This window comes from Streptomyces sp. NPDC001709 (assembly GCF_053596375.1).
In genome coordinates this window covers 16,925-35,226 of the sequence record NZ_JBSFGB010000003.1, presented here as the reverse complement: position 1 = coordinate 35,226, position 18,302 = coordinate 16,925, and the positions used below count along the sequence as shown (strand labels likewise).

At 72.1% G+C, this 18,302-nt stretch carries 14 protein-coding genes; 6 read left to right on the top strand and 8 right to left on the bottom strand.

Annotated elements, in window-relative coordinates:
• Positions 1-21: 21 nt before the first annotated feature.
• Entirely contained in the window at positions 22-585 is a 564-nt protein-coding gene (locus ACWC0C_RS05320; RefSeq protein ID WP_449196907.1) for an NADPH-dependent FMN reductase, read from the bottom strand.
• Positions 586-685: 100 nt separating this feature from the next.
• Here ACWC0C_RS05320 and ACWC0C_RS05315 point away from each other — a divergent pair, with 100 nt between their 5' ends.
• The 3 genes from ACWC0C_RS05315 to ACWC0C_RS05305 all read left to right on the top strand — a co-directional run bounded on the left by ACWC0C_RS05315 (position 686) and on the right by ACWC0C_RS05305 (position 4,057).
• Positions 686-1,366 (top strand): TetR/AcrR family transcriptional regulator, encoded by a 681-nt coding sequence (locus tag ACWC0C_RS05315; RefSeq protein WP_450861766.1) that lies wholly within the window; start codon positions 686-688, stop codon positions 1,364-1,366.
• Between the two features lie 77 nt (positions 1,367-1,443).
• Positions 1,444-2,457 (top strand): LacI family DNA-binding transcriptional regulator, encoded by a 1,014-nt coding sequence (locus tag ACWC0C_RS05310; protein WP_450861764.1) that lies wholly within the window; start codon positions 1,444-1,446, stop codon positions 2,455-2,457.
• Positions 2,458-2,620: 163 nt separating this feature from the next.
• Positions 2,621-4,057: an aldehyde dehydrogenase family protein gene (locus ACWC0C_RS05305; RefSeq protein WP_450861763.1), complete on the top strand. Its 1,437-nt coding sequence runs from the start codon at positions 2,621-2,623 to the stop codon at positions 4,055-4,057.
• 3 nt (positions 4,058-4,060) lie between these two features.
• On the opposite strand, the gene trxA is transcribed toward ACWC0C_RS05305, so the two are convergent.
• A complete protein-coding gene (gene trxA / locus ACWC0C_RS05300) occupies positions 4,061-4,444 on the bottom strand; it encodes a thioredoxin (protein ID WP_450861761.1) in 384 nt (127 codons plus the stop codon).
• Between the two features lie 140 nt (positions 4,445-4,584).
• Here trxA and ACWC0C_RS05295 point away from each other — a divergent pair, with 140 nt between their 5' ends.
• Positions 4,585-6,015, top strand: coding sequence for a dihydrolipoyl dehydrogenase family protein (locus tag ACWC0C_RS05295; protein WP_449196912.1), 1,431 nt, complete (start codon positions 4,585-4,587; stop codon positions 6,013-6,015).
• 45 nt (positions 6,016-6,060) lie between these two features.
• Here the strand turns inward: ACWC0C_RS05295 and ACWC0C_RS05290 are convergent, their stop codons facing one another.
• The 6 genes from ACWC0C_RS05290 to ACWC0C_RS05265 form a co-directional block, all read right to left on the bottom strand.
• The gene (locus ACWC0C_RS05290) at positions 6,061-10,653 is read right to left on the bottom strand and encodes a caspase family protein (RefSeq protein WP_450861759.1); all 4,593 of its coding nucleotides are present in this window, start codon (positions 10,651-10,653) and stop codon (positions 6,061-6,063) included.
• Complete coding sequence (locus ACWC0C_RS05285) at positions 10,650-11,555, bottom strand: hypothetical protein (RefSeq protein WP_450861758.1); 906 nt, start codon at positions 11,553-11,555, stop codon at positions 10,650-10,652. The genes ACWC0C_RS05290 and ACWC0C_RS05285 overlap by 4 nt, the downstream gene beginning before the upstream one ends.
• A 44-nt stretch (positions 11,556-11,599) precedes the next feature.
• Complete coding sequence (locus ACWC0C_RS05280; protein ID WP_449196915.1) at positions 11,600-12,244, bottom strand: peptide deformylase; 645 nt, start codon at positions 12,242-12,244, stop codon at positions 11,600-11,602.
• 229 nt (positions 12,245-12,473) lie between these two features.
• Positions 12,474-12,824, bottom strand: coding sequence for a tetratricopeptide repeat protein (locus ACWC0C_RS05275; protein WP_449196991.1), 351 nt, complete (start codon positions 12,822-12,824; stop codon positions 12,474-12,476).
• Positions 12,825-12,886: 62 nt separating this feature from the next.
• On the bottom strand, positions 12,887-13,342 hold the full coding sequence (locus tag ACWC0C_RS05270; RefSeq protein WP_450861756.1) for a MarR family transcriptional regulator: 456 nt from the start codon (positions 13,340-13,342) through the stop codon (positions 12,887-12,889).
• Positions 13,339-13,827: a MarR family winged helix-turn-helix transcriptional regulator gene (locus ACWC0C_RS05265; protein WP_450861755.1), complete on the bottom strand. Its 489-nt coding sequence runs from the start codon at positions 13,825-13,827 to the stop codon at positions 13,339-13,341. Before ACWC0C_RS05265 ends, ACWC0C_RS05270 begins: the two co-directional genes overlap by 4 nt.
• Before the next feature lie 130 nt (positions 13,828-13,957).
• On the opposite strand from ACWC0C_RS05265, the gene ACWC0C_RS05260 reads away from it, so the two are divergent.
• Together ACWC0C_RS05260 and ACWC0C_RS05255 are read left to right on the top strand one after the other, a co-directional pair.
• On the top strand, positions 13,958-16,777 hold the full coding sequence (locus ACWC0C_RS05260; protein ID WP_450861753.1) for a SpoIIE family protein phosphatase: 2,820 nt from the start codon (positions 13,958-13,960) through the stop codon (positions 16,775-16,777).
• 184 nt (positions 16,778-16,961) lie between these two features.
• The gene (locus ACWC0C_RS05255; protein ID WP_450861751.1) at positions 16,962-18,104 is read left to right on the top strand and encodes an ABC transporter substrate-binding protein; all 1,143 of its coding nucleotides are present in this window, start codon (positions 16,962-16,964) and stop codon (positions 18,102-18,104) included.
• The last annotated feature ends 198 nt before the right edge of the window (positions 18,105-18,302 follow it).

Below are 18,302 nucleotides of genomic sequence, written 5' to 3'. Positions count from 1 at the left end.
GCTTCTTCGCGCGCGTACGGCTCAGGCGGCCGCGGCCTCGCCCACGTTGCCGTGCAGACGGGCGACGACCTCGGTGAGCTGGGCGGCGACCTCGGCGTCGTCGACCGGGTGGGTCTCGGCGAAGCGGGTCATCGAGCCGGGGATGGACAGCTTGATGTCCTCGATCACCTTGCCGCCGGCGATGCCCACGGCCTTGCGGGCCTCGTCCTGCGCCCATACGCCGCCGTACTGGCCGAAGGCGGTGCCGATCACGGCGACGGGCTTGCCGCCGAAGGCGCCGGCGCCGTACGGGCGGGACAGCCAGTCGATGGCGTTCTTCAGGACGGCGGGGATGGTGCCGTTGTACTCGGGGGAGAAGAGCAGGAACGCGTCGGCGGCCTGCGCGGCCTCACGCAGCTTCCCGGCCACGGCCGGCACGCTGCCCTCGACGTCGATGTCCTCGTTGTAGAAGGGGATCTCGGCCAGGCCCTCGAACAGCACGACCTCCGCGCCCTCGGGAGCGAGCTTGACGGCCGCCTCGGCGAGCTGACGGTTGTGCGAACCGGCGCGAAGGCTGCCGACGAGCGCGAGAATGCGAACAGACATGGGGAACTCCAAGGGGCTGAAACGTCGCCGTTACGATCCGGACCGGGGTCCGTTTAATGTTCTAGCACCCTAAGCGGACCGCGGTCCAGTTTTGTTCCCGATGCTTTACGCTGTCTTCATGTCCCGCGCCCTGCCGCCGTTCCCCCCGCCTCCGGAGCCCGTCGACGCGCCTCAGCTGCTGGAAGTCGGCACGGCGCCCGAGGGGCCGTGCCTGCGGGCCGACGCCGCGCGCAACCGGGCCCGTCTGCTGGAGGCAGCCGCCCGGCTGATCGCGCAGCACGGGGTGGCCGGCGTGACCATGGAGGCGGTGGCGGCCGCGGCCCAGGTGGGCAAGGGGACCGTCTTCCGTCGCTTCGGTGACCGCACGGGGCTGCTGATGGCCCTGCTCGACCACTCGGACCGCACGCTGCAGGCCGACTTCCTGGGCGGGCCCCCGCCACTGGGTCCCGGAGCGCCGCCCCTGGAGCGCCTCAGGGCGTTCGGCGTGGCGGTGCTGTACCGCTATGCCGAGCAACTCGACCTCCTGCTGGCCGCCCAGACGGAACCCACCCGCAGGCTCTCCCATCCGGCGGTCACCGCGCTGCGGACGCACGTCACGATGTTGCTGCGGCAGATCGTGCCGGACGCCGACTGTGAACTCCTGTCCCAAACCCTGCTCGCCTCGCTCGACCCGGCCGTGATCCACTACCAGGCCAGGGTATGTGGGATGCCCATGGCACGCCTGGAGTCCGGCTGGATCGACCTGGTCGCCCGAGTGACCGGAACCGCGCCGCCTCACTGATCCCCCGCTGTGCCGGATTCCGTCGAACCGTGAACCATGCCGCCCCGCCTCTTCCCGGCCCCGCCCCCTCTGCCAAGATGCGGTCTGTCATGGTGCAGATACCGAACACGCCCACGAGTGCCGATGTGGCCCGCCTGGCGGGCGTCTCGCGCGCGACCGTGTCCTATGTCCTCAACAACACCAGCGCCGTACGGATCAGCGAACCGACGCGCAGGCGCGTGCACGAGGCCGCGCGGGAACTGGGATACGTCCCTCACGCGGCCGCCCGCAGCCTGCGCGCCGGGCACAGCCGTATGGTCCTCATGCCCGCCCCGGCGATCCCCGTGGGCCCGCTGTACAGCAGATTCGTGAACGAGCTGCAGTGGGCGCTCGGCCGGCTCGACTACACCGTCGTGCAGTACGGCACCGTGGGCCTCCAGGGTGACGAAGCCGCCCGCGCCTGGGCGGAGTTGCGGCCGGTCGCCGTCCTGGTGCCCGGCGCGGAGCTCGGGCCGCAGGGCGTCGGGGTCCTCAAGCGCTCCGGTGCCCGGGCCGTGGTCACGCTCGGTCCCGGACGCGTCGACGGCGCGCACGCCCTGCTGATGGACCACGACGCGGTCGGCCAGTGCGCGGGCGCCCATCTGTACGCCCGGGGCCGGCGCCGGATCGGTGTCGTGGTGCCCGAGGAGCCCGGCCTGGAGGCCTACTCCCGGCCCCGGCTCGCCGGTGTGCGCCAGGCGCTGCACGGCACGGACGCCGCCGTGTCGGAGCTGCCGCTCGCCTACACCGAGGAATCCGCCGCGCAACTGGCCGCACGCTGGCTCGAGTTGGGGCTGGACGCGGTGTTCGCCTACAACGACGAATATGCGATGCTGCTGATGCGCGCTCTGCAGGACGAGGGTCTGCGCATCCCCGAGGACGTGGCCCTGATCGGCGCCGACGACCTGATGCTCGGCCGGCTGCTGCGCCCTCGCCTCAGCACGGTCCACGTCCAACTGCCCTCGGGGCGCGACCTCGCCGAACTGGTCGACCGAGCGGTACGCGACCCCGGCGGCGAGCCGGAGGTGCACGAGGTCCTGGGAGCCTCGGTGGTGCGGCGCGAGTCCACCTGACGGCGGACGCCGGTGCGCGTAGGGGGCACGGGTGACGCGAAGGGGGTACACCTGCTGGCGGTGGCGGGGTTCCGGAGCGGCGCCACCGCGATGTAGTTTCGCGCTCAACAAGTAGCGCCGAGGGAAGCGTTCCGTACCGCCCGGCGACCGATCGGAGAGCCGAATGCCGCTGCTCGACCCGAAGACCTGGCAGGACCGCGGCCTGGCCGGTCCTGTCCACACCGTCACCGAACCCGCCACCGGAGACGCGCTCGGGGCCGTCACCCTCGCCGGCCCCGAGGACGTCGGCCGCGCCGCGCGAGCCGCCCGCGCCGCGCAGGCCGCCTGGGCCCGCGCACCGCACTTCCAGCGGGCCCAAGTACTGCGCAGGGCAGGGGACCTGTTCACCGAGCACGCCGGCGAACTGCGCGAATGGCTGGTGCGGGAGTCCGGATCCATCCCCGGCAAGGCGGACTTCGAGCTGCACGTGGCCGCCCAGGAGTGCTACGAGGCCGCCGCCCTGGCCTCCCGCCCCACCGGACAGGTGCTGCCCAGCGAGGCGCCCCGGCTGTCGTACACCCGCAGGGTCCCGGTCGGCGCGGTGGGTGTGATCGCCCCGTTCAACGCGCCGCTGATCCTGTCCATCCGCTCCGTCGCGCCGGCCCTCGCGCTCGGCAACGCGGTGGTCCTCAAGCCGGATCCGCGCACCGCCGTCTGCGGCGGCCTCGCCCTCGCCGCCGTCTTCGCCGCGGCCGGACTGCCGGAGGATGTGCTGCATGTGCTGCCCGGTGGCGCGGACACCGGCCGGGCGCTGGTCGAGGACCCGCTCCTCCCCGTCATCTCCTTCACCGGTTCCACCGCGGCGGGCCGGGCCGTCGGCGAGGCGGCCGGCCGCCACCTCAAGCGGGCCCACCTCGAACTCGGCGGGAACTCGGCCCTGATCGTGCTGGAGGACGCCGACCTCGACACCGTGATCTCCACGGCGGCCTGGGGCTCGTTCTTCCACCAGGGCCAGATCTGCATGACGACCGGCCGCCACCTGGTCCATGCCTCGCTCTACGACGAGTACGTCGAGCGGCTCGCCGCCAAGGCCGACGCGCTCACCGTGGGCGACCCCCACCGCGAGCAGGTCCACCTCGGCCCGGTCATCGACGCGGGGCAGCTCGCCAAGATCGACGGCCTGGTGCGCACGAGCACCGCCCGCGGCGCGAAACTCGCCGCGGGCGGCACCCATGAACAGCTCTTCTACCGGCCGACCGTGCTGGCCGGCGCCGACGACCGCACCCCGGCCTACACCGAGGAGGTCTTCGGCCCGGTCGCCCCCGTCCGCTCCTTCGCCACCGCCGACGAGGCGGCGGCACTCGCCGCGGACAGCCCCTACGGCCTCTCCCTGGGCATCGTCACCCGGGACACCGCCCGCGCCCTCGACCTGGCCGAGCGGATCCCGACCGGGATCGTCCACGTCAACGACCAGACCGTGAACGACGAGGCGGTGGCCCCCTTCGGCGGCGTCGCCGCGTCCGGCACCGGCGCCCGTTTCGGCGGCGAGGCCAACCTGGACGCCTTCACCGACCTGCGCTGGACGACCGTACGCGGCGACGTGGCGCCGTACCCCTTCTAGGGGCTACTGGGCCTGGCCCTCCTGGGCCTCCTGCGCCGCGATGTCCTTGCGGACCTTGTCCATGTCCAGATTCCGGGCCTGCCCGATGAGGTCCGTCAGCGCGGGCTCCGGCAGGGCACCCGGCTGGGCGTACACCGCGACCTTGTCGCGGACGATCATCAGCGTCGGGATCGACTGGATGCCGAAGGCCGCGGCCAGCTCCGGCTGGGCCTCGGTGTCCACCTTGCCGAAGACCAGGTCCGGGTTGTCCACGGCGGCCTTCTCGTACACGGGTGCGAACTGGCGGCACGGCCCGCACCAAGCAGCCCAGAAGTCGATCAGAACGAAGTCGTTGTCGGTGACCGTCTGGTCGAAGTTGTCCTTGGTCAGCTCCACGGTGCTGCTCATGGCGTGAGTCCCTCTTCCTGGTGTGGGGTGTGCCGACGGCGGAAACACGGCCGCCGGGCCGCCTATTCCACACGTGCACGTCTGTGTCCCGCGCACGTACCCATGTGGCCGTCGCGCACACCACCCACCAGACTGACCCCATGACGGAAACGGAAACCATCGCGTACGACGTCGTGGTGCTCGGGGCCGGTCCCGTGGGGGAGAACGTCGCCGACCGCACCCGCGCGGCCGGTCTCACCACCGCGATCGTGGAGAGCGAACTGGTCGGCGGCGAGTGCTCGTACTGGGCGTGCATGCCCAGCAAGGCCCTGCTCCGGCCGGTGATCGCCCAGGCGGACGCCCGCCGCCTGCCCGGCCTCGCCCCGGCGGTCCAAGGCCCGCTCGGCACCCCCGCAGTCCTGGCCCGCCGGGACGAGTACACCTCCCACTGGAAGGACGACGGCCAGGTCGCCTGGGTGGACGGCATCGGCGCCGACCTGTACCGCGGCCACGGGCGGCTCGCCGGCCCCCGTACGGTCACCGTGACCGGTCCCGACGGCACGGTCACCACCCTCACCGCCCGGCACGCCGTCGCCGTCTCCACCGGCACCCGCGCCCAGCTGCCCGACCTGCCCGGCCTTGCCGAGGTCAAGCCGTGGACCAGCCGCGAGGCCACCAGCGCCAAGGCCGCTCCCGGCCGGCTGATCGTCGTCGGCGGCGGTGTCGTCGCCACCGAGATGGCCACCGCCTGGCAGGCCCTGGGCTCGCAGGTGACCGTGCTGGTCCGGGGCAAGGGCCTGCTGAACCGGATGGAGCCGTTCGCCGGCGAGCTGGTCGCCGAGGCCCTCAGCGGGGCGGGCGCCGACGTGCGCACCGGCACCTCCGTCGCCTCCGTCGCCCGCGAGAACGGCACGGTCGTCGCCGTCACCGCCGACGGCGACCGGATCGAAGCCGACGAGATCCTCTTCGCCACCGGCCGCGTCCCGCACACCGACGACATCGGCCTCGACACCGTCGGCCTGGAACCCGGCTCCTGGCTGGACGTCGACGACACCCTCCGTGTCACCGGCACCGACTGGCTGTACGCCGTCGGCGACGTCAACCACCGTGCCCTGCTCACCCATCAGGGCAAGTACCAGGCCCGTATCGCCGGCGCGGCCATCGCCGCCCGCGCGGCCGGCGACCCCGTGCCGGACGAGTCGTGGGGCGCGCACGTGGCCACCGCCGACCACCACGCCGTACCCCAGGTGGTGTTCACCGACCCCGAGGCCGCCGCGGTCGGCCTCTCCCTCGCCGAGGCCGAGCAGGCCGGCCACCGCGTCCGCGCCGTCGACGTCGAGTTCTCCTCGGTGGCGGGCGCGGGCCTGTACGGCGACGGCTACAAGGGCCGCGCCCGCATGGTGGTCGACCTGGAGGACGAGATCCTGCGCGGCGTCACCTTCGTCGGCCCCGGCGTCGGCGAGCTCATCCACTCGGCCACCATCGCCGTCGCCGGCCGCGTCCCGGTCAGCCGTCTGTGGCACGCCGTCCCGTCGTACCCGACCCTGAGCGAGGTGTGGCTGCGGCTGCTGGAGGCCTACCGCGACAACTGAGCCCACGTCACCCGGCTGACCCCGGCTCGCCCGACTGACCTCGGGTCACCCGAGGCCGAGGCCGAGGCGGTCCCGCCAGGAGCGGGACAGCCTCGGCCGCAGGAAGACGACGCCCTGCTGGGTGCCCACGGCGATGTCGAGGTGGGGGCTGCCCGGGACGGCGGTGAGCGCGGTCACGCGGGCGGGGACCGGAGTCCGCCAGACGGGCGCACCGCTGGGCAGGTGGCAGAGAGCCAGGCCCTGTGCGTCACTGAGCGCCAAGAGCGCCTCGCCACTGGGAGAGTGACCGGTCCACAGTATGTGAGACGCCTCCAGGGGGAGCGGGCGGGTAACGCTCGGGTTCCGGGCGTCCCAGACGAGGAACGGGTCGGAGGCGGAACGACCGGACCGGGCGCCGCGCACGACGAGCAGGGGACCGCCGTCCGCGAGGTGGACCCAGTGGGCACCGACGGCCTGGCGGATCCCGGACCCTGTCATCCTGTGCCGCCACAGCCGAGTGTCGTTGACGGTGTGCTGCCGGCCCGTCGTGACATCGAGAACCCGGACCCGGCCGTCCCTGCGTATCTGCGCGACCCAGCGGGCTTCGCCGGCCGTGCGCTCGGGGAGCAACACGCGGCACTCCGGGATCAGTTCGATGCCGTCACACTGGTGCGCGCGGCGTGCGGAGACGTCCCACAGCCGACCGATCGTACGTCTGCCCGGGTAGGGGTCACAGACCGCTGCCAGTACCACGTCATGCCCTTCGGGTGTCGTCATGGCGGTCACCGCCGTGACCTGATCGTCCGACACCTCCCACGAGGGAAGCCGGGCCTCCTCGACGATGCCCCCCGCCGACTCCAGGAGCCGGACCTGACCCTCCTGCCTGTCGAAGGCCATGAGCCGGGTGTGCGGGCGGGCATCGGTGGGACCGAGGAACCGGATGTGCGTGCGGTCGCGCCTGCGGCCCAGGACGCCGGGCAGCCGGACGGTCTCGACCTGCCCCTTCGTCCCGAGACGGTGCCAGACCAGGTACACCCTGTCGGTGTCCGCCGCGCCGTCCGCCGCGCCGTCCTGCCACCCGAGGATGTTGACGGTGCCGTCGCTCTCCTCCACGAGGCTCTCGCCGTCGGCGTGGCTCTCCTGGTCCGGCTCCATCTCCTCCGGCAGCTCGACCCCGCTCACCAGCGGCGCGTTCGGGTCGGCACGCACACAGCGAAGGGAGCCGGTGGTCGTGGCGGTCAGGACCCCGCCGGGAACCCAGGACCAGGGGAACATCGCCGCGACGGCCGACGGCGAGAGGGCGGTCGCGGCGCCATTGTGCGGGACCGTGGCGCTGCACGCGTCCCATGTCCAAAGACGGGCGGTGCCGTCGTTGCCGATGGCGAGGATGTCGGGCCCCTCGGCTCCGGGGTGGTCGAGTACGCGTACTGCGCAGACGGCACCTTCGTGACCGCTCAGGGGCATGCCCGTGGTCCTGCCCGTGGCGCAGTCCATCACCTCCAGATGGTTGGTGAAGTTCGCCGTGACCGCGTACACGGTGCCGCCGGCGGTCAGCGGGGCCATCAAGGACCCCGCCTGCACCTGTGTCGGGCTGTGCACCGCGGGCGAGCCTGGCCGCAGGACCAGAACGGTCCCGGCGTGGCCGGAGTTGGGCATGGCGACGAACACCGGCTCACCGGCGCTCCCGCGGGCGAAGCCCATCGCCTCCGAGTGCGAGGCGGGGAAGGAAACGGCGGTGGGTTCCGATGCGTCGGGGGACAGCAGTACGACCGGCCCGCTCCCGTCACGGATCGCGGCGAACGTTCCGGCCGGGCCGGTGATGCGGTCGACGAGGACGGGCGACGTGAGGTCCTCCAGCACCGTGTGGCACGCCCCCGGCTCATCGAGCGGGTGCAGCGTGACGAGCCCGGTCACCCCGTCGCACAGCAGCAGTCGTACGGTTCCGTCCTCGCCGTGGGCCAGACAGGCCGAACCGCCGGGGCCGTTGTTCCAGCGGTGGTATCGATTCGTGAAGCACGGCACCTCCCGTACCGTCTCCAGATCCGTCGAGCGGACCACGGCCACGTGCTCCCGGTCCGCGCACACGACGACGGGCGTGCCGTCGTCGCGGAATCCGGCATCGAACAGGCAGGTGAAGCCGGTTCGGGTGAAGGTCCGCGCCGAGGTCTGGTCCGCCAGGTTCCACAGGCGCAGTGTGCCGTTGTCGTCCAACGTCACGGCCTGGGGCCCGCCATCGGCGTGCCGGAGCACCGCGAGGCCCGCGACAATGGCCGGGTGCGGCAGGATCGTGGACTGCGCGGGCTCGTCCAGAAACCAGACGTGCACGGAGGCCGACCACGGCGGAGCGGCCAGGACGGCTCGGCCGCCGTCCGGCAGGACCACGTCTTCGATCAGCCAGTGCGGGTTCAGCTGGTTGATCGCATAGGCGTCACCTCGGTGCCGCCCCACGATCCGGTGCGCGGTGATGGCCCGCGGCTCCGCGTACAGCCGCTCGATCGAGCCCGCGATCCCCTCCGCACGTTCGGCGAGCGCGTGCTCGCCGTAGGTGCGGGCCACGAACGCGAGGAGCGCGGCCCGGTCCGACCAGTCGGACTCGGCGTCCACGAGCAGATAGGCGTATCGCTCCACCACCATCGACACGGACGGGCGGCGCACCGCCTGCCGAACGGCCGGAAGCAGCGTGGAGGGCACGGCACTGACGAGGAACGAAGCGTCCTCGAGCAGGTCGTCCAGTGCCCCCGACGCGGCCGCGTGGGTGGCCAGATGGGCGCGGACGTAGTACGGAGCCCGTGCCCAGTCCTGCTGGGGAACCAGGTCGGACAACGTGTCCACGAAGCACTCCTGGACGTCCGCCGGATCACGGTGTCTGAGGACCCGCCGCTTGAGATGGTCCGTCAGTTCCTGGTGGTAGAGACGGAAGTGGGTCGTGCCGTCCACCCGGGCCCCGGCGAGATAGGAGCCGTCCTCCTCCAGCAGCATGTCCACATCGGCCTGGACGAGCGCGAGTCCGGACAGTCGCGCGGCCGCGGGCACCCAGACCCGGCGCGGGAGCCCATTGCCCTCACCGAAGGCGAGCGCGGTCAGCAGTGCCATCGTGGCCGCGTGACGGCTCGACGGCAGACGCTGGAGGTAGGCGTCGAAGGCTCCGCCCACGTCGGAGGGGAGTTGCTCGGCCCAGCCTGGCGCACCCGTGTCCACGACGGGCCCGCGCAGCAGCGCACTCGCCGTCATGCGGGCCACCAGGAAGCAACGGCCCGCCCGGCGGGCGACCTCGCGGGCGATGCGACGTGCCGGTCCGGTGTTCCGCGCATACGGCGCGCCGGTGTCGCAGAGGATCTTCTCCACGTACGCGGCCGTGTCCGTGTCGTCGGCGTAGGCGCTGTCGTCGAGGTCGACGACGGGCACCTGATCTCCCAGATGGGGCAGCAGTTCCCGGCGCGAGCCCACCACGAGCCGGACGCATGCCACCCCGGACAGGGGCCGCAGCAGGTCCCAGCCGATGCGCCGGGCCTCCGCCTTGTCACCGCCCGCGCCGGCCTCGTCCAGGGAATCCACGACGACCCGGAAGGGCTTCGTGCGGCCCGCGAGTGCCGCGAACAGGCCGTCCGCGGTGGTGGCCCGCACGTCGGCCGCGGCAGCGAGCCGTCCCACGAGCGCCTCCAGCGTCTGGTGGTGCGCGTTGACGGAAGCGTCGGTGCACCCTTCCATGACCAGCCGGCCGAGCACCGCGGACTTCCCGGAGCCGGGGTCGGCCGTCACGGCCAGCAGGCCGCCGGGTCCGTCCCCGGCCAGGTGGGCGCGTGCCGTACCCAACGCGCGGGCACGACCCGTGAAGTACGACCCGGGGTCGTGAACGTGCTCCACCCCGCGGCCACGCGGTTCGAAATGAGATGACAGGTCTGACACATCCGGGTCGGTCCGGTCCTCGCCGAGGACCTCGGCGCTCGGGTCGAACCCGGGGTTGGGAAAGAAGGGAGGCGGCTCGGAGTGATCGACGGACGAGCAGGCGGCCCGCTGGGCCACCCCGCCGGCGAGAAACGACCGGTTCACCCGCTCGGCCAGCGCACTTGGGGCGAGATGGCGTTGTGACGGACCGTCTCCCTGTCGGTAGGCGGCGGCCAGTTCGGTGACGAACGCCCCGTCCACGGCCAGGTCGCGGTGTCGTGCGGATGCCAGCAGCCAGGTGCCCGAACCGAAGTCGTCGGCACGGGCGCGGCTCGCCACGATCGCATCGGTGATCGAGGCGATCTCCGAAGCTGCCGCGGCTGCCAGGCACGCGTCCACGACGAACAGCACGTTGCGGATCGGGGACGTGGCGAGGATCTCCGCGAGGTTCATCGGTGACAACCACGAGCGCGGGCGGCCGGATTCACTGTCGGAGCAGGCCAGGCGGTAGCGGCCGGCCGGCGACCGGTCCCCGTGCCCGGCGTAGTACACGACCACGACGTCTTCGGCGGCGAGGCCGGGGGAGCGGCACCAGTCGGCCAGCGCATTCTCGAACTCCTCCGCGGCGGGGTCGTACGACACCTTCGCCAGGATGCGCTCATAGCCCATCGACTCGAACAGACCGGCCGCCCGGTCGGCATCCTGATGGGCCAGCGGGAGTTCCGCGGCCTCCCGGTACCGGCGGGTACCCGCCGCCACGACGTACCGCTTCACTCCGCAACGGCCTCCGGCAGCAGACCGGCCCGGACGGCCCGGCCCGTCTCCACCGCGGTCAGGTACCGGGTCGCGTCGTGCATATGGCTGCCGTTGTGCACGAGCACGTCGGTCACCGCGTCACCGAAGGCGGGCCGCAGGTCGCGTGCGACCGCCACGATGTCCGTCGCGTCGGCGATGTTCGTCCATGCCCGCAGCGGCTTCGGCCACGCGGCCCGGCGTTCCCGGGGCGCGGGGTCGAGGCGGTCCAGCACGAGGGCGCGCATGCCGAGCGGGGAGCCGAGGGTGACCAGCATGCGTACGTCCCAGTCGCGGTTGCGCTCCGGATCGCACAGCGTCTCGTACGCGACCACCGAGCCCAGCGAGTGCGCCACGACGACCCTGGTCCGCGGGGTGATGCGCGCCGCCAGCCGGTCACGGGCGGCCTGCCGCACCGTCTCGTCGGTGAGGTAGCCGGTCAGCTGTTTCAGGCTGCCGATGAGAGTCCGGTCGAGGACCCCGCGCAGGTACCGGGCGCCGGTCAGGGCGTCGAGGGCGGCGCGGACGGCGTTCAGGCGCAGGGAGCGGGAGGCCGCCCAGCCGACCGGGCCCCGGGTGCCCGGCGCGTCGGGCGCCGGTACCCGCGGGTCCGTGCGGGCCGCCGCGGCCCACCACTCCATGAGGAGCGCGAACTCGTCGTCGGTCTCGATGTCGGCCTCGTCGTACGGCAGTTCGCCCACGGAACGCGTGCCGCGGGGCCGGAACAGATCGCCGTAGAACGCCACCCCGACCTCGTCGGACGACGGCACGGGCCCGCCCGCGAGCCGTACGCCGCCGAGGAGTTCGGGGACCACGTCCCGGGCCAGCGAGTCCTCGCTCAGATACTGCTTGCCGACGCCGTGCACGAAGACGACCTTGCTCAAGACCCCTCCCCGAGTGAGGGCACAAGGTTACGCGGTGTCAGGGCCTACGGGAGCGGGAAGCCGAGGGCCTCGGCAGCGGCCTGCGGAGTCGGCCGGTTCCACAGCGCGGCCACCGCCTCGTTCGTCGACAGGGAGCGCAACTCGGCGCGGTCCAGGTAGAGCGTGCCGTCCAAGTGGTCCGTCTCGTGCTGGACGATTCGGGCGGGCCACCCGGTGAACAGCTCGTCCAGCTCGCGGCCCTGCTCGTCCTGGCCGCGCAGCCGCACCTCGGCGTGCCGGGCCACCACCGCCTGCCACCCCGGCACGCTCAGGCAGCCCTCGAAGAACGCGGCGCGAGCGGTGCCGACGGGCTCGTACACCGGATTGACCAGGACACGGAACGGCTGCGGGGTACGGCCCCGGGCCACCGCGACCTCCTCGGGCACCGGGGCCGGATCCTCGATGACCGCGATCCGCAGGTCCACGCCGACCTGCGGTGCGGCGAGGCCCACACCGGGCGCGGCGTGCATGGTGACGCGCAGGGCCTCGATGAAACGGGCGAGCAGGGCGGGACCGAGCTGACCGTCGTACGGCTCGGTACCGCGCCGCAGCACCGGCTGTCCGGCGGCGACGATGGGCAAGGGGCCGCCGGCGGCGAGGAGTTCCTCGACGCGCTCGGCGAGCGGCGCGTGATCACGGGGAGGTGCCATCGCGTCAGCATGCCATGCCACCCCGGCTCTCCCTGTGGCACACCTCACCAATACCCCCGGGGAATCCCTGGGCGGCGAACCTGCCCGACTCCACGGACACGAGGGACGGCGGTACGACGCCACCCGACTGGTGGATCACCAGCTTCTTCGTGCACCGCGCCCGCCGCCGCACGGGTGTGGCCTGCGCCGCCCTGCGCGAGATTGGCGTCCTTCCCGCACAAGGCACGGCTCACTCCTGCGGGAAGTCGCCCGCGAGTGCCGAGGCGATCCGCAGGTGCCGCTCCGCCTCCTCCGGCCGGGCCTGCCGCTCGAGCGTACGGCCCAGCATCAGCCGGGCGTAGTGCTCCACCGGGTCGCGCTCGACTATGATCCGCAACTCCCTTTCCGCACGGTGCAGTTGGGCCGAGTGGTAGTAGGCGCGGGCCAGTAGCAGCCGGGGTCCGGTCTGCTCCGGCACCTCCTCGACCAGCCCGGTCAGCACGCGCGCCGCGCCCGCGTAGTCCTTGGCGTCGAAGAACTGCTGCGCGCGCTCCCAGCGCTCGGCCTGTGTGCCGTGGTCGTAGTACGTCGTGCTCTCCACTCGCGTCTCCACTGGTGACCTCCTTCGACGGCCACAACGGAACGCGTTTGTTCAATATTCCACTAACCCTGAGGGGTCTCCAGGGCGGCCAGCTCCGCGTCGGCCCGCTCGGTGATCAGGGTCAGCACCCGGCCCGTCGCGGCCAGGTCCTCCTCGGAGATGCCGGCGTAGATCCGGGCCGTCACCGGTGCGGTCTCGGCCGCGGCCTTGGCGTACAACTCCCGCCCGGCGACGGTGATTTCCATCCGGGATGCCTCCGTGGCGGCGAGCAGCCCGGCGGCGATCAGCTCCTCGATCGTCCGGTGCGCGTCCGCCGCGTCGATCTTCACCGCGCCGGTGACACCGTCGACCAGCGCGGCGCGCTCGACCGGGCCGTCCGCGACGGCGGCGAGCCGCAGGGTGACGTTCTGCAGGAAGGTGGTGCCGTAGGCGGCCAGTACGCGCTCCAGGACGGCACGTGAGGCGTAGTGCGCGAGGGCGATGGTGCGGGGGTTGGCCAGGGGTGCGGTGGTGGTCATGACTGCTCCGTCTCGGGATCGGTGGTGCCGAATGGGTCGAGTGGTGCGTCGAGCAGGGTCCTCAGTTCCCGGCTGAACTCCTGGGCGCGCGGGCTCCCGGGGCCGCCGAGGGGTGCCAGCAGCTGCCGCAGCAGTCCCTGCACGACGTCGATCGCCTGCCGGGTGACCTCACGTCCCCGCTCGGTGAGTGCCAGCTGCACGGCGCGCGGGTCGTCGGGGTCCCGGGTGCGCTCCAGTAGGCCGGCCGACTCCAGGCCGCGGGCCAGCTTGGAGACGTAGAGCGCCTCCAGTCCGGTGTGATCGGCGAGCCGTCGCTGGCTGGGCCGCAGGCCGGAGCGGTGCATGCCGTACAGCGACGCCACCAGCGCGTACTGCGCGTGGGTCAGCCCCAGTGGAGCCACCGCGCGGTCGACCGCGACCCGCCACTTCATGGACAGTCGCCACACCAGGAAGCCGGGTGTGGGTCCTTCGGGATCCTTGCTCATGGCGAATACCGTACATGGCTACTATGTACATGGCTACTATTTTCTCGAGAGTGCTCGTCGCCCCCCCCCGTGTGGGTCGGCCCGTCCCGGTCGCCTCGTTGTTGGCCGCCGGGAACGATAGAAAGGTGATATGGGTGATGAGTCGGATCGATCCGGGCGTAGTGCCCCTGATGCGTCCAGGAGCACTCATGGGCCGGACCTGCCCCGTCAGAGGGGAGCGGCGTGGCGGTCGCTGCTGAGTGTGCGCAGCCTCGCCGGCCAGGTCTTCCTCCTGCAGCTGGCGGTCGTGGTGCTGATCGTCGCCGCCACCCTGCTGGCGCTCGTGGTGCAGGCTCGACGCGACATCATGGCGGACGCCCGGCACCGGACTCTCACCACGGCACAGACGTTCGCGAACTCCCCCGGAGTCGTGGCGGCACTGAAGAGCAAGAACCCGAGCGCGGTGCTGCAGCCGCACGCCGAGGCGGCCCGCAAGGCCGCGGGGGTCGACGCCATCATCGTGTACGGGCTGAACGGGATCACCCTCACCCACAGCGACCCGCACCAGATCGGGAAACACGTCATCGGGCCCTACGCGCAGGCGGCGACCGGCAAGCCGTTCACGAGCACCTTCCAGGGGTCCCTGGGGCTCTCCGTGATCTCGGCGGTCCCCGTGCGGGGTCCTGACGGCTCGGTCATCGCCATCGTCTCCGTGCCCGTCACGGTCGAGAGGGTGCAGCACCGGGTGAACCGGCAGCTGCCGGTCCTCGTCGGCGGCGCCGCCACGGCCCTGGTCGTCGCCGCGGGCGGCTCGGCCCTGGTGAGCCGCCGGTTGCGACGGCAGACCCATGGCCTGGGACCCACCGAGATGACCCGGATGTACGAGCACCACGACGCGGTGCTCCACGCCGTACGGGAAGGGGTGCTGATCGTCGGCGGTGACGGCCGGCTGCTGCTGGCCAACGACGAGGCACGGCGGCTGCTGGACCTGCCGGCGGACGCGGAGCGGCGGCACGTCACCGATCTGGGGCTGGACGAGGACCTCGCCCTCCTGCTGGCCTCCGACCGCCCCGCCACCGACGAGGTGCACCTGGCGGGCGACCTGCTGCTCGCGGTCAACAAGCGGCTCACCGACCCACACGGACCGGCCGGCAGCGTGGTCACGCTCCGGGACACCACCGAGCTACAGGCCGTCTCCGGCCGGGCGGAGGTGGCGCGCGAGCGGTTGAAGCTGCTCTACGACGCCGGGCTGCGGATCGGCACCACGCTCGATGTGCAGCGCACTGCCGAGGAACTGGCCGAGACGGCGGTGCCCCGGTTCGCCGACATCGTCACCGTCGAACTGCTGGACCCGGTCCTGCACGGCGAGGAGCCCTTCCGTGCGACCGACGGGATCACCGACTTGCGCCGCAGTGCCGTCGCCGGTCTGGACACGGACGATCTCCGCCACCCCGTCGGCGAGCTGATCCGGTTCGTCCCGGACCACCCCGTCTCCATGGCGATGGCGGACGGCCGACCGGTCCTGGTCGGGGACCTGAACGCCGCCGACGGCTGGCCGGCCCGGCACCCCGAATCCGCCCGGCGGATCCTCGACCAGGGCATCCACTCGATGCTCGTGGTTCCCCTGCGAGCCCGCGGCGTGGTGCTGGGAGTGGTCGACTTCTGGCGCGCGCAGGGCTCCTCGCCGTTCGAGGACGAGGACCTGTCCTTCGCCGAGGAACTGGCCGCCCGCGCGGCGCTGTGCATCGACAACGCCCGCCGCTACACCCGCGAACACACCATGGCCGTCACCCTGCAGCACAGCCTGCTGCCGCGCGGACTGCCCGAGCAGTCCGCCCTCGACGTGGCCTACCGCTATCTGCCGGCCCAGGCCGGGGTGGGCGGGGACTGGTTCGACGTCATCCCGCTGTCCGGCACCCGGGTGGCGCTGGTCGTGGGCGACGTCGTCGGCCACGGTCTGCACGCCGCGGCCACCATGGGCCGGCTGCGCACCGCCGTGCACAACTTCGCCGGCCTGGACCTGCCCGTGGAGGAGCTGCTGGGCCGGCTGGACGAGCTGGTGACCCAGATCGACGCCGAGGAGGTCGACGCCGCGGACGGACAGGGGATGGTCACCGGGGCGACCTGCCAGTACGCCGTCTACGACCCCACCTCCCAGCAGCTGGCCCTCGCCACCGCCGGCCATCCGGGACCGGCGGTGGTCCATCCCGATGGAACCGTCGACTTCCCCCGGCTGCCCGTCTCCCCACCCCTGGGACTCGGCGCCGGCCTGCCGGTCGAGACCGCCGAACTCACCGTGCCCGAGGGATCCCGGCTGGTGCTCTTCACCGACGGACTGATCGAGGACCGCACCCGAGACCTGGACGCCGGTCTGGAGGCCCTGCGCGCTGCCCTGGCGGGGCCCGAGCGCACGCCGGACGCCACGTGTGCGGCGGTGATGGAGGCCATGCTGTCCGACCGGCCCAGGGATGACATCGCGCTCCTGGTGGCCCGCACACGCCGACTCGGACCGGCGCAGGTCGCCGAGTGGGACGTGCCCCGCGACCCGGCGGCGGTGGCCCCCGTGCGCACCGCCTGCGCCCGCCGGCTGACGGAGTGGGGCCTGGAGCACATGGCCTTCACCGCCGAACTGATCCTCAGCGAGCTGATCACCAACGCCATCCGCTACGGCACCGAGCCCATCGCCGTCCGGCTGCTGCGCACGATGCCACTCGGCGACTCCGCCGCGGGCACCCTGATCTTCGAGGTCTCCGACGGCAGCAGCACCTCGCCCCGGATGCGCCGGGCGAAAGTCACCGACGAAGGCGGCCGCGGCCTCTTCCTGGTCGCCCAGTTGGCAGAACGCTGGGGGACCCGCTACACGCCCACCGGCAAAGTCATCTGGGCCGAACAGTCCCTGCACGACAGCGCCGTGCCGGGGGAGGGACTCGGCGAGATCCTGCTCGACCAGTGGGACGACACGGCGCTGTGAGACGACACGGCAGTGTGCGGAGAGCGGGTAGGTCCCACCCATAACGGGGGAAGGCGCTGTTCGCAGGCTTCCCGCGCGGGATTCCGCCATCGAGGCAGCCGGGTACCCTGGCTTTCGGAACTCCACGACCGCGCCACGGCGGCCTTCCTCGGTGACAACAGCATCCCCTGACCCAGGAGCAGTCGTGACTACACCCCGTGCCCGAGCAGCGGTCGTCTACGGCTGCGCCGCTCTCGTGGCACTGGGTCCGACCGCCGCCTGCGAGCACACACCGAGCGCCGGACCCGAGTCGCCGGCGGTGGCCACGTCCGCCGAGGACGCGGGCGGCATGCGCGCACTGATCGCCGCGGCGAAACGAGAGGGCAGGCTCAGGGTGATCGCGCTGCCGCGTGACTGGGCCGACTACGGCGCTCTGATCGACGGATTCCAGAAGAAGTACGGGATCAAGGTCACGGTCGAAGATCCGCACGGCCACAGCGAGGACGAGATCGACGCCGTGCGCACGAGGGGGCACAAGGCGACAGCCCCCGACACGATCGACGTGGGCGATACGTTCGCGCGCAACGCGGCGGAGCAGAACCTGCTCGCGCCCTACAAGGTCGCCGCCTACGACTCGATCCCCGACAACCAGAAGGACCCGAAGGCCCGCTGGTCCAACAACTACGGGGGCTACATCTCCATCGGCTGCGACGCCAACCGGGTCAAGATCTGTCCGCAGACCTTCGCCGATCTGCTGAAGCCCGCTTACAAGGGCATGGTCGCGCTGGAAGGCGACCCGCCCCGCTCGGCCACCGCCTTCGCCGGCGTCTATGCCGCCGCGCTGGCGAACAACGGGTCGTTCGACAACATCCAGCCCGGTCTCGACTTCTTCGCCGAGCTCGACAGGACGGGCAACTTCAACCCCCTCGATTCCACCACGGCAACGGTCGAGGACGGCCGGACCCCCATCAGTATCAACTGGGACTACATCAACCTCCACTACGCCGACCAGCTCCGCGACAAGGGCGTGAACTGGCAGGTCGCGATCCCCTTCGACGGCAGCTTCGCCCAGTACTTCGCACTGGCGGTCAACAAGAACGCCCCGCACCCGGCCGCTGCCCGCCTGTGGCAGGAGTACCTCTTCAGCCCGGAGGGCCAGAACCTCCGGCTGCGCGGTTACGCCCGCCCGGTGCTCATGGACGCCATGAAGCAGGACGGCACCCTCGACAAGGCCGCGGCCGCACGACTGCCGACGGTTGAGGGAATCCCGCAGTTCCCGACGGACACGCAGCTGGAGAAGGCGAGGAACACGGTCAGCCAGGGCTGGGCGAAGGCCGTCCCCGGCTAGCCGGTCGTAGCCCTCCACCTCACCGGACTCCTGTGAGGCACATGGGGGACCGCCAACCGGGTGACTCGCGCGCTCCCTGTCATCGCGCAGAACCCAGGGAAGGGGGACCAACCGGCCATTCCACTCGTAGGGTTGAACCAACGAGGTGAGTGGCGCATTTTCGTCTTTCCGGACAAACTGAATCCGCCGGTTCTTGAT